Here is a 13,605-nt window from a genome sequence, read left to right as displayed (position 1 = left end):
CTCGCATGAGCGCCGATTGATGACCGGAGATGCATTGGAGAAGGGGGCCCACAAGGTGGCCGGGCCGCCGCTCAACTGACAATGCGCGAAATAATTAATTAAAAACAACGCTTTAGAAAAAAGACTGGCGGAGAGAGAGGGATTCGAACCCTCGAGACGGTTACCCGCCTACACACTTTCCAGGCGTGCGCCTTCGACCACTCGGCCACCTCTCCGCTTGTCTTCCGACGGAAGGCGGGGTCGGCCGCGATCCGCATGCATGGGCACATGGCCGGTCGCAAGCGGGCGCAATATACTCAGGAACCGCTCGACCGCAAGCCATCAGTGACCGAATGCGCGTCTTTGTCGGCTCGCGGGGCGGATTGGCTTGTACGACGGACCCGGGCTGTGCCAGAAAGGCCCGGAACTCCTGGGGCGGCGCGGTCCGGCCCGCGCGAAGGGAAACATGCGGCTTCTCCTGCGGATCATCGGCACGACGCTTCTGGCGCTGGCTCTCATCCTGATCATTCTCGACGGCACGCGATCCCTGGGCGAAAACGCGCTGGTCATCACGCCGCTGGGTACCACCTGGGCGACGATCCACGCCGAGAGCCTCGTGCAGCTGCAGGCCTTTATCGACAGCCGGTTCTTCGGACCGGTGCTGGAAGGCATGATCGGGGCGTTGCTGGGCTTTCCCGGCTGGGCCGTGCTCGGCATTCCCGGTGCGCTGCTGGCCTGGCTGGGGCGCTCCAAGCGAACCCGGGTCTTCATCAAGCAGGAACGGATCTGAGCCGTGGCGGGGCCGTCGGGCCAGGCGCTGGGCCTGCATGACCGGGCGGCGTTTGGTGCGTTTATCGGGACGCTTCCCGGCACAACCCTCACCCCGCAATGGGAGAGCCTCGTCGCCAAGGTCGGCGGCAAGGTATTCTGCCTCTTGGGCGACGCGGACAGTCCACTGGTCTTCAAGGTGACCGAACTGGCCTTCGATGGCCTCGTCGACCTGCCCGGCATCACCCAGGCGCCCTATTTTGCCAGACGTCAGTGGGTGCGGGTGAACCCGGGCGCCCTGCCGGAAGACCTGCTGGCAGGTTATGTCACCCAGGCCCATCACATCATCGCCGGCAAGCTGACGCGCAAGTTGCGCCGCGAATTGGGGATCGCTCAGTGAGCCTGTTCGAGCGGGCTGCGTTCGAAGCCTTCGTACTGGGCCTGCCAAAGGTTACGCTGGTGCATCAGTGGCGCGACGATTCCGTCGCCAAGATCGGCGGCAAGGTGTTCGCATTGTTCGATCGGGATGGCGGCGAAATCTGGTTCAAGGCGTCCGACATGGCCTTCCGCATGCTGCCCGAACTGCCCGGAATTCGTCCGGCGCCATACTTTGCGCGCGCCGGCTGGGTGGCCGTCGGGCCGCTCGCGCCGCTCAGCCAGCCCGAACTTGCCGCCTATCTGACCGAGGCGCACGCTCTGGTTGCCGCGCGGCTCACCCGAAAAGCCCGGGCAGCACTGGGGCTGTAGTCGTTCGGCGGAAACCCCGAAAGTCTGTCGACAGTTGACGGAACCGCGGCAGCCGAATTTACTGCAGTCCCGGCAGCGTGGGGGAGATCATGGTCGCTGGACTACTTTATCTGATCGGCTTGATCGCCGTACTCGTCAGCATTGTCATCATCGGTTACAGCGCCCCGGCGATGTTCCAGAGCTTTTCTGCGGCCATGGATGCCGGCAACCAGAACATGTTCGGAGTGGTGGGCGGCCTGCTCGGCAGCCTCGGCTGGGCCGTCACGCCGATCGTCGGCGGCCTGCTGCTGATGGGCGTGGCCCGCATCATCATGCTGCTCGGCGCAATCAACCGCAGCCTGCGCGGTCAGGCCTGATCGGTTAGACCAGGCTCTGTTGCGCGGTCCAGAGCAGCAGCATGGGGACGAGGGCAAACGCCAGCGCTATCGGCTGCCGCGCATTGACCACGCGACCGATCGAGTAAAACGCCGCCACTGCCAGGACGATGGCGAAGACGATTGGCGCAGTTTGCGTCACCGCTGTGATAAATTGCATGGCGACCCTCCGCACAACGCTTCGGCCCTCGTTGGGCCTGACTGCAGCAGGCGCCCCCGAGCATTTCCGGACAATTGCAGCGGGTGGTCGGTTTTTAATCTAATTGTCGGCTTCTACCGGGCCGCAGCGGCCGGAGCGCCATTGGTCCAGGTGACGTCCCGGCCACCGAGGGGGACGACCGACAGGGACATTTTGCCCGAGCCCTGCTGCAGTTCTCGCGCATGGGCGAGATAGAGCAGCGAGTTGTTCTCGGCGTCATAGACGCGCGACACCCGGATCGATTTGAAGATCAGCGAGCGGCCCTGCTTGAAGATTTCCTCGCCGCCCTTGTTCAGCGAAATATCACCGATGGTCAGTGGTCCGCTGGCCTCGCAGTCGACAGCGGAATAGGAGGGATCCTCGAACCAGTTGCCCTGGCTGATGCGGTCGATGAAGCTGCGGTTGAAGTAGGCGATATGGCAAACCACACCCTGCACCTCGGGATCGGCGACCGCGTCCACCGAAATGTCATTGCCGGTCCAGTCGACGCCGACACTGCCAACTTCGTTGTTCTTGCCGCAGCCGGCAAGTAGCGCGAGGAGCGCCAGCGGCAGTGCAACGGTGGCAATTTTCTTGAACATCTGTGGTCCCGGGTTCGGTTGACGACGCGCTCTACATGGTCACCGGCGCTCCGCATAACAAGAACATGGGCGCGCTTCGGTTCCCTCTATCGGCGGCGCATCCGCGATTCCAGCATGCGAACCAGCAGCGACAGGCTGATAGTCATGGTCAGATAGAGCAGGGCCACGACATTGTAGGTCTCGAAGAACTTGAAAGAGCCCGACGAGTAAACCTTTCCCAACTGGGTTATGTCCTGGACGCCAAGCGCCGACACCATCGCCGAATCCTTGATCATCGAGATGAAGTCGTTCCCGAGCGGCGGCAGGATGGTGCGCAGGGCCTGCGGGGCGATGATGAAGCGAAAGGTGTGCCAGCGCGACAGGCCGAGGGCCCGGGCGGCCTCGACCTGCCCCTCGGCGACGGCTTCGATGCCGGCCCGGAAGATCTCCGAGATGAACGCCGAGTAGCAGATCGTCAGGGCAACGATGGCCCGCCAGGTGAGATCGAAATTGCGGACCGTCAGGCGCGGCAGCCAGCCCTGGTCGATCACCGGGCCGAGGACGAAATTGGCGGCCTCGACCATGGCCGGTGCCCCCACGAATGCGACGTAGAACAGCGCCACGAGGATCGGAATGCCGCGCAGGATCTCGGTGTAGAAGGTCGCCACCTGCCGCAGGATCGGGTTGTGCGAGGTGCGCGCCACGGCCACAAGCAGGCCGAGCGCAGTCGCCAGCCCGAAGGCGACGAGCGTCACCCACACAGTCGTCACCACGCCGCGCGTCAGGATGTTGAAGATCTCGGAATAGCCCTCGTCGGCGATGATTGCCCAGAAGAGGACGACAAAGAGCAGCGCGATCGCCAGCAGCCACCACGGGAACGCGGTTCCACGCTTGTGCGGGGGTGTTGAAACGGACATGGAGCGGGGCGCCGGGTCGGCGCCCCTCTCGCTTGCGGCTACTGGCTCTGGCCGTATTCGAAGAACCACTTGCGGTTGAGCGCGTCGATCGTGCCATCGGCCCGCATCGAAGCAATCGCCGCATTGACGGGCTCGACGAGGTCGGAGCCCTTCTGCAGGATGAAGCCGAATTCGTCAGAACCGACCGGCTCGCCGACTGTCTTGAAGACGCCCGGGTCGGCCGCGATATAGCCGTCGAGCGAGGCCTGATCCATCAGCACCATGTCGACGTCGCCAGACTTGAGGGCCTGCACCGAAGCGCCGAACGTGTCGAACAGCTTGATGCGTGGATTGGCTTCGTCGCCATCGAGGATGTCGTAGACCGCGGCGTAGAAGTTGGACGTGCCGGCCTGGGCGCCGATCAGCAGGTCGGTGTTCTCGGCAAAGGCCGTCTTTTCCTTGATCCGGTCGTCGTCGGCGCGGATCAGCATGAACTGCTGGCTGGTCAGGTAGGGCGCGGAGAAATCGACCTGCTCCTTGCGCTCGTCATTGATGGTGATGCCATCCATGCCGATATCGAATTGTCCGCTCTTGACGGACTCGATCATCACGTCCCAGCTCGACAGGTTCCATTCGATCCTGGCGTTGAGACGCTTGCCGATCTCGTTGACGGCATCATACTCCCAGCCAATGCCGTCGCCGGTCTTGGGATCGGCAAAGTTCAACGGGTAGTAGGCGTTTTCGGTCACGGCGCGGATGGTGCGGCCACCCAGGTCCGGCAGGTCCTGCGCGACGGCGGGTGCGGCAAGGCTCGCAGCGATCAGCGCGGCGGCAAGGCGAAGGATCGATTTCATGAGGCGGCGGTCTCCCGTGTTGGCGGCCGGGATCCTTGCCCCGGCATTGGCGCGGACTCTAGCCATGTCGGCGGCCACCGCTCAACACGTTTCTCGCCCACCGCGGCGGAAGGCCTTCATCGTCCCGCAGCCGGGCCGTGCGGGCGATCGATATGGCCCAGGTCGCGGTCGGGATCGATGCGGTCCCGGACCATCTGCTTGAGTTGCTTGACGTCGGGGAAGCCGCCGTCGCGCTTGCGTTCCCAGATCAGCTGGCCATCGAGGCGAATCTCGAAAATGCCGCCGGTGCCGGGGATCAGTGTCACCTGGCCCATCTCCAGGCTGAAGGTGGAGAGCACCTCCTGCGCCATCCAGGACGAGCGGAGCAGCCAGTTGCACTGGGTGCAATAGGTGATGGTGAGCGAAGGCTTGTCCATCCTCAGACCTGCGGGTCCGCCCAGTCGGAGAACACGTAATGCGGCAGGATAAGCCGTTCCTCGTCCTCTTCGACGCCTGGTCTGGCTGCCATCAACGCGCTTGTCGTGCTGTTGACGCGCTGCGCCAGCAACCGGGCGATCTGCAGCGTCCAGGCCGGATGGGTCTCGAGCGCCTTGAGGGCATCATGGATGACGTAGCATTCGACATCGCTCACCGAGCGCACCGTCGCCGTATGGGGTTTCTCGAGCAGCAGGGACATCTCGCCGAAGATGGCGCCGGGGGCACTGGTCGAGGAAATGAAGGTCCCGTCCCGAACCACTTCCAGCTCGCCATCCTTGAGGACAATCAGCTTGCCCGTCTGCGTGCCCTGTTCGAGCAGCACGGTACCGGCGAGGAAGAACTCGAACTTGAGCCAGTCGGGAGCGTCGGTCACGGCTTTCCCCTGCGTTGTCCGACGCAAGCCTAGCCGAGGGCGAGACAAATGCAAGCCGCCCGGCGACGGGGTCGCCGGGCGGCTCAGGGACGGGAAACCGGGAGCGCTTAGCGGACCCAGACCACCGTGCGTGTACCGGCGTCGACCAGTACCGGACGGTCATTGATGTAGACGTACTTGTAGGTACGGGAGTCCGGGATGTCGTTCAGGGCCACGTTGGCATCGAGCGACAGGCCGGCCTCGAGATTGCCGCTGACGCTGACCGAAGCGGTCGGATTTGCCTCGGCATAGGACACGGCTTCGTTCGGGATCAGATAGCCCGGCGACTGCACCACGGCGCGCTCGTTCAGATCGATGATGTAGACGCGATTGTTGGCATAGATGTAGCCATACTGGTCATCGCCTTCGATCGGATAGATCGTGACGTCATCGCCCACCCGGGTGCCAACCGTCAGATCGCCTTCCAGATACACGACATCGACGGGGTTTTCGCCGGCATAGCGGACCGAGGCCTCGGATACGGCGGCATCGCCACCGATCACGGCACCGGCCCAACCGCCGACAATGGCGCCAATCGGGCCACCCAGCAGGAAGCCGATCGTACCGCCGGCTGCACCGCCCGCAGTTGCGCCGACCACGGCCTTGCCGGTTTCGGAGGATTGGGCGAGGGCGGGCATCGCGGCGCCAAGCGAGAGTGCAGCAACGCTGATCAGAAGAAGATTACGCATGTGAAATTCCTTTCGAGGTCGTTTTCTTGTGTGCCCCATGGCCCAGCTAACGGCGCCGAACGGGCTTGGTTCCGAACTCGATTGACCGCGTTCCGGCGCCGGGGCAGGGTCGCGCCATGAGCCTTGACGCCGCCCCCCTCCATCGCCCCCGCTATCCGCTGCTGGATGCCGCACGGGGCATAGCGATCATCGCCATGGTGATCTTCCACGTCGCCTGGGACCTCTATTTCTTGGGCTTTACGTCCCTTGATATTTCCACCGATCCGCTCTGGACGGCCTTCCAGAAGGCCATCGTCACGGGGTTTCTGGCACTGGCCGGGATCGGCCTGTGGCTTGGCCATGGCCAAGCCATCCGCTGGCGCAGTTTCTGGCGTCGCGAGGCCATTTTGGTGGCCGCCGCGCTGGCCGTGAGCGCCGGCACCTGGCTGGCCTTCGGTGACTACTTCGCGTTTTTCGGCGTGTTGCACGCGATCGCTCTGTTTTCGCTGCTGGCATTGCCGTTCCTGCGGCTACCGCCGCTGGCAACCGCCGCCGTCGGCATCGCCGTGATTGTCGCTCCTTTGCTGGTCACGCACCCCTTGATGCGCGAGCGCTGGCTGGCCTGGATCGGCTTCTGGCCCGTGTCGCCGGCAACGGCAGACATCGTCCCGGTGTTTCCCTGGCTGGGCGTCGTGCTGCTGGGGTTGGTGGCCGCACGATTTCTCGACGGCCGGGTCTTCTGGACCCTTCCGGCGCCCGGCTGGCTGGCCACCATGGGACGCTGGAGCCTGGTCATCTACCTGCTGCATCAGCCGTTGCTCTATGGCGGCCTCTATGGGGTGAGCCTCTTGCTGCCATCGGCAGGTGCGGAACGCCAAGCGCAGGACTTTGTCGAGAGTTGCCGGGCCACGCGTCTCCAGAGTTCATCCGATGCACTCGCTGCCGAGCGCTATTGCGGCTGCGCTCTCGAGCAGGTCGAGGCCGACAACATGTGGGAAATGCTCACACGCGAGCGCACCGCCAGCGAGGAAACCGAGCTGCAGGCCATGATGAGCCTGTGCGAGGCCATGAGTTCATCGCCGATCGAGGATGTACCGCTGCCGCAATAGGCTAGCGCCCCAGCAGATCGTAGACCTTTTCGAGGAACTCGAGATCGGATGTGTTTTCGAGCTTCTCGCGGCTGTCGACAAGAAAACTCGTCGTGGCCCCCAGCCGCCGCGCCAGGATCTGCGCCACCTTGTAGGTGAGTTCCGGCCGCTTCTTGAGCGCATCCCGGGCATTCTCGACCACATGTGCCATGACGGTGGTCTTGGCGCGGACGGAGGCCGAATGCGGCGCGTCGAGCAGGACGCTCATTTCGCCGATGATGGCTCCCGGCTCGGCAATGGTCGCCACCACCATGCCGTGGCGCAGCACCTCGACCTCCCCAGACTCGAGCACATAGAGATTGCTCGGGGGGCCGCCCTCCTTGAGCAGCAGCTGGCCTTCGGTGAAGATGCGGGGAGGCGAGCGATCAAACGACTTCAGCATCATTGCTTCCGGCTCCGTGAGCACCGGACAAATATGCCTCACCGGGTGGTCCGGTGTCCATCTGCGATCCTGCGCCGCCCCGCATCTGCCGTGCGAGCTTGCCTGCCACGTGCAAATGCCGGACAGTTGTGCCTCGCGCCGGAACGGGAGGCCGGCACCAAAGCGTTGCGTTCGTGCGGGGAGGCACGGACCTCGAACGAGCGGAGCGCGCCATGAGCGACGTCACCACAGCAATCGAGAACCTCCTGCACCAGATCTCCTGGTTGCCCGACTGGGTAATCTCCCTGCTCCTGCTTGTCGCCGCGGTGGTCCTCGCGCTGCTGGCGCATCGCGTGCTGGCGAGGCTGCTGACCAGAGCCGCTGCCAGGCGCGACATGTTCTGGCGCTCGCTGGTCAAGCGGACCGGCACGGCCTTGCGGCTGGCGCTGATCGTGATCTTTGTGCGCGCCGCTGCCGCCGTGGCCCCGCTCAGTACTGAGCAGGCAGACATCGTGTCGCACGCGGTGGTCCTCGCCATCATCGCGCTGGCCGTGCTCGGTGCCCGCACCGCGCTCCACATCTGGATGACGCTCTATCTGCGCCGCTTCGAGCTCGATTCCGAAGACAACCTGCTGGCCCGCAAGCACGTCACGCAGAGCCGCATTCTCGAGCGCATCGCCGTCACCCTGCTGGTTGTCGTCGGTATTGCAGCGGCCCTGATGACCTTCGATGGTGTGGCGCAGTGGGGCGTCAGCCTGCTCGCGTCGGCCGGCGCGGCCGGACTGGTGGTGGGCCTGGCACTGCAGCCCCTGCTCAAGAACATCTTCGCCGGACTGCAGCTGGCGATTACCCAGCCGATCCGCATCGATGACGCGCTGCTGATCGAGGGCGAGTGGGGCAATGTCGAGGAAATTACCTCGACCTATGTGGTGATCAAGATCTGGGACTGGCGCCGGATGATCCTGCCGCTCAGCTATTTCATCGAGAACCCGTTCCAGAACTGGACCCGCGAGGGGGCTGCGCTGATTGGCGTGGTGACCATCTACCTGGACTATCGGACACCGATGGATGCGGTCCGCGCCAAGGTCGACGAGATTGCCCGCGCTTCCCCGCTCTGGGAGGGCGGTGTCGTCGCCGTGCAGGTGACCGACTTCAAGGAGTTCACCATGGAGGTGCGCATCCTCGTCTCGGCCCGCAACGCGCCCCGGACCTTCGACCTGCGCTGCGAAGTGCGCGAGAAGCTGGTCGCCTTTCTGCAGCAGGAATATCCGCAATCGCTGCCACGCCTGCGCGCGGAGGCCGACGGCAGCCAGCCGGCGGGCGGCAACGTCGGGTTGCGATAGTTTTCGTTCGATCTGGCCCAAGCATGGTCGCCCTCGGCAGTGCATCTGGGCTAGGGTGCAGGGATGACCCAGTCTCCCGTTCGCTCTCCGCTGCTCGCAGCCGGCGCCATCTATCTCAGTGTGGCGCTGCTGATCATGGGCAATGGCCTGCAACTGATGCTGCTGCCCATCCGGGGCGGCATCGAGGGGTTCTCGCCGGTCGAGGTGGGCCTGCTCGGTTCTGGCTATTTCTTCGGCTTCGTGCTCGGATGCGCCGCCACGCCGCTGCTGATCATGCGCGCCGGTCACATCCGCACCTTCGCTGCGCTGGTGTCGATCGCGTCGGCGGTGGCGCTGGTTTACCCGCTGGCGGTTGATCCCTGGGTCTGGGTGGCTTTCCGCCTGATCACCGGCTTCTGTCTCGCCGGGCTCTATCTTGTCGTCGAGAGCTGGCTCAACGACCAGGCGACCAACGAGACCCGCGGCACCCTGATCTCCACCTATGTGGCGATCAACTTCATCGTCATCACTTTCGGCCAGATGATGGTGACGCTGGTGCAGCCGACATCGTTCGTGCTGTTCTCGATTGCCTCGGTACTGGTATCGCTTGCGGCCGTGCCCATCGCCCTGACCCGCTCCCGGCAGCCACCTCCGATCACCTATGTCCGCTTCCGACCCCTGCGCATGTTCCGCCTGTCGCCGACCGGCACGGTGGCGATCTTCCTGATCGGCCTCGCCACCGGTTCGTTCTGGTCGATCGGCCCGACCTATGCCAACCAGATCAGCGGCAGCGTGACCGAGGCGGCGCTGTTCATGAGCACGGCGGTGCTCGCCGGCGCTCTCGTGCAATGGCCGGCCGGCAAGATCTCCGACAGTGTCGACCGCCGCTGGGTCATGATCTTTCTGGCCGCTTTCTGTGCCGTTGCGGGCGCAGCCATCATCGTCTTCCCCTTCAGTCCGGTGCTCTGGCTCGGGCTTGGCTTTGCTTTCGGGGCGGGGCTGCTGCCGAGCTATGCGGTGGCAGCCGCGCATGTCTTCGACTTTGCCGACCGCTCCGACTATGTCGAGCTCTCCGCCGGCCTGCTGCTGCTCAACGGCCTCGGATCGACGGTGGGACCGTTGCTGAGCTCGCTGGCCATTCAGGTCTACGGCCCCAATGGCCTCTTTATTTTCAACCTCCTGGTCCAGGTCGGGCTGATCGGTTTTGTCGGCTATCGTCTGTCGCGCCGCGAAGGCCTGCCCGAGGCCGAAAAGCAGAGCTTCGATCTGGGCACCAGTGCCGCCGTCTCGGTGGTGGGCGACGAAGGCGCCGTCCAGCTCAGCGACCTGGTCGTGCAGGAAGCCGAGACCTGATGCTTGGCTGCGGCGGCCTGCCTTGACGGGCCGCCGGTTTGCCGCAACCCTCCCACCCCAAGAGTCGGCACCAGACCGGCCACCCACCCGGAGGAGTTTCCCGTCATGGCCGTACCGGCTCAGACCATGTCTGCCCGCCTGCTCGAACAGCTGCGCACCGCCTATTCGTTTCAGATCTCGGTCGATACCGGCTCGCTGAGCCTGGGCCTGAACGTTGCCGCCGCGGCGCTGACCGCCGGCGTCACGCTGGTCGAGATGGGCACGCCACTGCTCAAGTCCGAGGGCGTGCTGAACGTCGTACCGGCCTTCCGCCGACAGTTTCCCGATGCGCTGTTGCTGGCCGACATGAAAACCATGGATGGCGGCGGCTTCGAGGCGCGCTCGGTCTATGCCGGCGGCGGCAATATCATCGACTTTCTGGCTCTCGCCGGGGTCAACTCGGCCAGAGCGGTCTGTGCCGTGCGCGACGAGTTCCGCAATGCGGAACCGGACGTGCCGCGTCTGGCCTTTGCCGATATCCTCGTGCCGCACCAGGGGCCTGCCGATGTGGCAGTCGATGTCGCCCGGCGCATGCTCGACGCGGGGGTCGATGGCGTCGGCCTGCATCTGCAGCTCGATGCGCGGCGGGCCGATCCGGCGTTGCACCAGTCGAGCTACCTCGCCGATGTGGCGCGTGCCGTGTTCGAGGCAGTCGGCGAGGCCGCCTCGGTGCAGGTCGTGGGCGGCCTCAGCATCGCCCAGGCGCAGGGCCTCGCGGAAAGCGGCCTGCGGGCTTTCGTCATCAGCGGCAATTTCGGTCTGCCCGACAGCCAGGCACGCTACGACCTGCCGGCAGCAGAGATCGAGGCGCTGGTCGCCGATTTCATCGCCCGGGTAGCGGGGACGGAGAAGTGAAGTCGGTGCAGGTTGTTTTTTCTGCCGAGCGGTCAACAGATAAATGAATCGATGGAGAAGTAGAAACAGATAGATATGTTTGTCTATCGGGAAGATATAAGAGCAATGGAGGGCTCTATATCCGACATCAGACCTGACAGGAAGAGGCGGGATATCGGCGGCGATGTTGCCGGAATGGGCCGAAGCTGTCCCATTTGTCGCGGTTCGATTAACGTTTGAAAACCATTTTGCTGCATCTTGCTGGCGAGATTGCCGATCGCAAGGAAGGTGCTGGTGCTGGAACGGTTGAAAGATGTGGTGCGTCGCTTCCGCCGCGACGAGCGGGGCGCCTTCCTCGTGCTGTTCGGGGTGATGGCCCTGGTGCTGATCGCGACCGCCGGGGCGGTGGTTGATTTCACCCAGATCGAGCAGACCCGGACGCGCGCGCAGAACGCGCTGGACGCTGCCGCGCTCGGCCTGCAACCGCATGTCTTCGACGACCCGGCCTGGACCGAAGCCCAGTATATCGAGACGGCCGGCCGGTTTCTGGCCGAGCGGCTGGGTGATGAGCAGATTTCCTCCAGCATCACATCCGCCACCTTCAATGCACGCAACGGCCAGTTGATCCTCAACGCCGAGGTCAGCGTGCCGACGCCCTTCGTCTCGCTGGTGGGGATCACCACGGTCAAGGCCAAGCTGCTGTCGGAAGCGACGCGCAAGCGGCTCAACCTCGAGGTCGCCATGGTACTCGACAATTCCGGCTCGATGGGCAGCTACTCTCGCATGAGCAAGCTCAAGGAAGCGGCCAAGAGCGCCACCGATATCCTGTTCGATGACCAGGCGACCCAGCCCAACGTTTTCATCAGCGTCGTGCCCTTCACCCAGTACGTCAATGTCGGCACCGCCAACCGCTATGCCAGCTGGATGAGCCAGACCGGCGCCTCCAGCATCTCGCATCTCAACTTCGACGATGACGACGACGAGGATACGCCCTTCACCGACACGGTGAACCGCTGGACGCTCTACGACGAGTTCTACAACGAGAGCTGGAAGGGGTGCGTCGAGGCCCGCGTGGCGCCGTTCGATACCGACGATACGGTCCCCAACAATGCCGTTCCCGACACCATGTTCCAGCCGGTGTTCGCGCCGGACGGCCCGCCCGACAATTACATCAGTGATACCCCGACCTGGTGCCAGAAGACCCGCACCTGCAGCTGGACCGAGACGCGCTATGGCTGCAACTCCTCGGGCCGGAACTGCTGGTCGGGCCGCGACAACGACTACGAGGCCAGCTACCCCGACGGGCATACCGAGAGCGGCTCGAGTGCCTGCTCGTGTTCGGGTGAGGACATCCTCTCGGACACGCGGGATGTCGATTGGGTCAACGGCTACTACAAGTACAAGCGCACCCGCATCCGCACCTGCTTTGACAAATACGATCCCGATCTCAGCGACCGCGAAAAGCAGGAGCGCCTCTGCAAGTACAAGGGCGCCAGCTTCTCCGGCAGCGGTCCGAACTCGGATTGCCCCTCCACGGCCCTGCTGCCGCTCGACAACACGCGCGCCACCATCAAGGACCGCATCGACGCCATGGTCGCCTCCGGCTCCACCAATATCGAGCAGGGCACGGTGTGGGGGTTCCGCTCGCTGTCGCCCACCGAGCCCTTCACCGAGGGCCGCCCCTACGACGAGGCGACGTCCAAGATCATGATCATCATGACCGACGGCGAGAACAACCCGAACTACCAGTACTATTCGTCCAGCAATCCCTACGGCAACTCGAGCTGGACCGCCTGGGGCTTCCGCTCCAACAAGCGCCTGCTGACCGAATCCACCTCGCCCAGGGACTCCACTGCCAGTTCCTCGCAGGTCATCGGCGAGGTCAACCGCCGCACCGAACTGGCCTGCGCCAATGCCAAGGCCAGGGGCATCATCGTCTATACCATCGGTCTGTCGGTCCCCAACTCGACCACCAGGACCATGCTGGAAAACTGCGCCACGCCCTCCAAGGTCGATGGCGGCAAGACGGTGAAGTTCTCCTATTTCCCGTCGAGCTCCTCCGATCTGGTCGCCGTGTTCAAGGAAATCGCCGAGCAGCTCTCGGAACTGCGCCTGGCACAGTAAGCGAAGCGGCGCCCGCGGGCGCTTCTTGCAGCTTGCGATGCAGCCCCTCGTGGTTCGACAGGCTCACCATGAGGGGTGTGAGATCTGCGACGGCAGCAAGCAAAGGCCACCTCACGTTCAAATCTCCCCTTCTCCCCTTGCGGGAGAAGGTGCCCGAAGGGCGGATGAGGGGTCGGTTTTGAGCGTGTCACCCCTCATCCGTCTGCTGCGCAGCCACCTTCTCCCGCAAGGGGAGAAGGAAGTCTGGGGGCTGGCTGGGTCGCCCGACCGAACCGGAGAAAACCGCAGCCGTTGCCGCCGGCCGGGTACGAGACCCGCCGGGGACAGGCAGAACAGACGGACCCCGGGTGCGGACGCATCCGATGGGATAGTTTTGTGGATGCATCCGCATCCGGGGCACCGGGGTTTGTGGCATTGTCCCGCGCTTCGGGAGACTGGAGCCCGACTTGCCGCCCCTTTTCAACTCCGTGCGCTTGGCCCAGGGGCGTGG

General features: G+C 64.2%; 17 protein-coding genes and 1 tRNA gene. 9 read left to right on the top strand and 9 right to left on the bottom strand.

What is annotated here, in order from left to right:
* Window positions 1-125: 125 nt before the first annotated feature.
* Window positions 126-215 (bottom strand) — tRNA-Ser (locus AC0L4C_RS02840).
* Window positions 216-445: 230 nt separating this feature from the next.
* Here AC0L4C_RS02840 and AC0L4C_RS02835 point away from each other — a divergent pair.
* The 4 genes from AC0L4C_RS02835 to AC0L4C_RS02820 all read left to right on the top strand — a co-directional run bounded on the left by AC0L4C_RS02835 (window position 446) and on the right by AC0L4C_RS02820 (window position 1,850).
* On the top strand, window positions 446-769 hold the full coding sequence (locus tag AC0L4C_RS02835) for a hypothetical protein (RefSeq protein ID WP_473402010.1): 324 nt from the start codon (window positions 446-448) through the stop codon (window positions 767-769).
* A 3-nt stretch (window positions 770-772) separates the two neighbouring features.
* A complete protein-coding gene (locus AC0L4C_RS02830; RefSeq protein ID WP_473402009.1) occupies window positions 773-1,147 on the top strand; it encodes an MmcQ/YjbR family DNA-binding protein in 375 nt (124 codons plus the stop codon).
* Window positions 1,144-1,494: an MmcQ/YjbR family DNA-binding protein gene (locus tag AC0L4C_RS02825; protein ID WP_473402008.1), complete on the top strand. Its 351-nt coding sequence runs from the start codon at window positions 1,144-1,146 to the stop codon at window positions 1,492-1,494. The genes AC0L4C_RS02830 and AC0L4C_RS02825 overlap by 4 nt, the downstream gene beginning before the upstream one ends.
* An 89-nt stretch (window positions 1,495-1,583) precedes the next feature.
* Complete coding sequence (locus AC0L4C_RS02820) at window positions 1,584-1,850, top strand: hypothetical protein (RefSeq protein WP_473402007.1); 267 nt, start codon at window positions 1,584-1,586, stop codon at window positions 1,848-1,850.
* Window positions 1,851-1,854: 4 nt separating this feature from the next.
* On the opposite strand, the gene AC0L4C_RS02815 is transcribed toward AC0L4C_RS02820, so the two are convergent.
* The 7 genes from AC0L4C_RS02815 to AC0L4C_RS02785 form a co-directional block, all read right to left on the bottom strand.
* Window positions 1,855-2,028 carry a hypothetical protein gene (locus AC0L4C_RS02815; protein WP_473402006.1) on the bottom strand — a complete coding sequence of 58 codons (174 nt, stop codon included), beginning with the start codon at window positions 2,026-2,028 and terminating at the stop codon, window positions 1,855-1,857.
* Between the two features lie 113 nt (window positions 2,029-2,141).
* Complete coding sequence (locus AC0L4C_RS02810; protein ID WP_473402005.1) at window positions 2,142-2,648, bottom strand: CreA family protein; 507 nt, start codon at window positions 2,646-2,648, stop codon at window positions 2,142-2,144.
* 86 nt (window positions 2,649-2,734) lie between these two features.
* Window positions 2,735-3,544: an amino acid ABC transporter permease gene (locus tag AC0L4C_RS02805; RefSeq protein WP_473402004.1), complete on the bottom strand. Its 810-nt coding sequence runs from the start codon at window positions 3,542-3,544 to the stop codon at window positions 2,735-2,737.
* A gap of 38 nt (window positions 3,545-3,582) precedes the next feature.
* Window positions 3,583-4,377 (bottom strand): substrate-binding periplasmic protein, encoded by a 795-nt coding sequence (locus AC0L4C_RS02800; protein WP_473402003.1) that lies wholly within the window; start codon window positions 4,375-4,377, stop codon window positions 3,583-3,585.
* A 116-nt stretch (window positions 4,378-4,493) separates the two neighbouring features.
* Window positions 4,494-4,793 carry an Rdx family protein gene (locus AC0L4C_RS02795; protein ID WP_473402002.1) on the bottom strand — a complete coding sequence of 100 codons (300 nt, stop codon included), beginning with the start codon at window positions 4,791-4,793 and terminating at the stop codon, window positions 4,494-4,496.
* 2 nt (window positions 4,794-4,795) lie between these two features.
* Window positions 4,796-5,227, bottom strand: a complete 432-nt coding sequence (locus AC0L4C_RS02790; protein WP_473402001.1) for a Crp/Fnr family transcriptional regulator — start codon at window positions 5,225-5,227, stop codon at window positions 4,796-4,798.
* A 107-nt stretch (window positions 5,228-5,334) separates the two neighbouring features.
* A complete protein-coding gene (locus AC0L4C_RS02785; RefSeq protein WP_473402000.1) occupies window positions 5,335-5,955 on the bottom strand; it encodes a DUF1236 domain-containing protein in 621 nt (206 codons plus the stop codon).
* A gap of 116 nt (window positions 5,956-6,071) precedes the next feature.
* Here AC0L4C_RS02785 and AC0L4C_RS02780 point away from each other — a divergent pair, with 116 nt between their 5' ends.
* Window positions 6,072-7,043, top strand: a complete 972-nt coding sequence (locus AC0L4C_RS02780; RefSeq protein ID WP_473401999.1) for an acetyltransferase domain-containing protein — start codon at window positions 6,072-6,074, stop codon at window positions 7,041-7,043.
* Between the two features lies 1 nt (window position 7,044).
* On the opposite strand, the gene AC0L4C_RS02775 is transcribed toward AC0L4C_RS02780, so the two are convergent.
* Window positions 7,045-7,467 (bottom strand): Crp/Fnr family transcriptional regulator, encoded by a 423-nt coding sequence (locus tag AC0L4C_RS02775; RefSeq protein WP_473401998.1) that lies wholly within the window; start codon window positions 7,465-7,467, stop codon window positions 7,045-7,047.
* A gap of 209 nt (window positions 7,468-7,676) precedes the next feature.
* Between AC0L4C_RS02775 and AC0L4C_RS02770 the strand changes: the two genes are divergently transcribed.
* The 4 genes from AC0L4C_RS02770 to AC0L4C_RS02755 all read left to right on the top strand — a co-directional run bounded on the left by AC0L4C_RS02770 (window position 7,677) and on the right by AC0L4C_RS02755 (window position 13,115).
* Window positions 7,677-8,786, top strand: coding sequence for a mechanosensitive ion channel family protein (locus AC0L4C_RS02770; protein WP_473401997.1), 1,110 nt, complete (start codon window positions 7,677-7,679; stop codon window positions 8,784-8,786).
* A gap of 63 nt (window positions 8,787-8,849) precedes the next feature.
* Complete coding sequence (locus AC0L4C_RS02765; RefSeq protein WP_473401996.1) at window positions 8,850-10,118, top strand: MFS transporter; 1,269 nt, start codon at window positions 8,850-8,852, stop codon at window positions 10,116-10,118.
* Between the two features lie 105 nt (window positions 10,119-10,223).
* Window positions 10,224-11,012, top strand: coding sequence for an orotidine 5'-phosphate decarboxylase / HUMPS family protein (locus tag AC0L4C_RS02760; protein WP_473401995.1), 789 nt, complete (start codon window positions 10,224-10,226; stop codon window positions 11,010-11,012).
* Between the two features lie 249 nt (window positions 11,013-11,261).
* Window positions 11,262-13,115 carry a TadE/TadG family type IV pilus assembly protein gene (locus tag AC0L4C_RS02755; RefSeq protein WP_473401994.1) on the top strand — a complete coding sequence of 618 codons (1,854 nt, stop codon included), beginning with the start codon at window positions 11,262-11,264 and terminating at the stop codon, window positions 13,113-13,115.
* Window positions 13,116-13,605: the final 490 nt, after the last annotated feature.

The sequence above is a fragment of the Devosia sp. J20-27 genome, from assembly GCF_055808595.1.
Note: the sequence above shows the minus strand (reverse complement) of the source record. Positions and strands in the feature narration are given on the sequence as shown.

Bases quoted from the DNA above. Each gene is read 5' to 3' on its own strand.
- AC0L4C_RS02835 (WP_473402010.1), top strand. From the start codon at position 446: ATGCGGCTTCTCCTGCGGATCATCGGCACGACGCTTCTGGCGCTGGCT.
- AC0L4C_RS02820 (WP_473402007.1), top strand. From the start codon at position 1,584: ATGGTCGCTGGACTACTTTATCTGATCGGCTTGATCGCCGTACTCGTC.
- AC0L4C_RS02815 (WP_473402006.1), bottom strand. From the start codon at position 2,028: ATGCAATTTATCACAGCGGTGACGCAAACTGCGCCAATCGTCTTCGCC.
- AC0L4C_RS02810 (WP_473402005.1), bottom strand. From the start codon at position 2,648: ATGTTCAAGAAAATTGCCACCGTTGCACTGCCGCTGGCGCTCCTCGCG.
- AC0L4C_RS02805 (WP_473402004.1), bottom strand. From the start codon at position 3,544: ATGTCCGTTTCAACACCCCCGCACAAGCGTGGAACCGCGTTCCCGTGG.
- AC0L4C_RS02800 (WP_473402003.1), bottom strand. From the start codon at position 4,377: ATGAAATCGATCCTTCGCCTTGCCGCCGCGCTGATCGCTGCGAGCCTT.
- AC0L4C_RS02795 (WP_473402002.1), bottom strand. From the start codon at position 4,793: ATGGACAAGCCTTCGCTCACCATCACCTATTGCACCCAGTGCAACTGG.
- AC0L4C_RS02785 (WP_473402000.1), bottom strand. From the start codon at position 5,955: ATGCGTAATCTTCTTCTGATCAGCGTTGCTGCACTCTCGCTTGGCGCC.
- AC0L4C_RS02780 (WP_473401999.1), top strand. From the start codon at position 6,072: ATGAGCCTTGACGCCGCCCCCCTCCATCGCCCCCGCTATCCGCTGCTG.
- AC0L4C_RS02775 (WP_473401998.1), bottom strand. From the start codon at position 7,467: ATGATGCTGAAGTCGTTTGATCGCTCGCCTCCCCGCATCTTCACCGAA.
- AC0L4C_RS02770 (WP_473401997.1), top strand. From the start codon at position 7,677: ATGAGCGACGTCACCACAGCAATCGAGAACCTCCTGCACCAGATCTCC.
- AC0L4C_RS02765 (WP_473401996.1), top strand. From the start codon at position 8,850: ATGACCCAGTCTCCCGTTCGCTCTCCGCTGCTCGCAGCCGGCGCCATC.
- AC0L4C_RS02760 (WP_473401995.1), top strand. From the start codon at position 10,224: ATGGCCGTACCGGCTCAGACCATGTCTGCCCGCCTGCTCGAACAGCTG.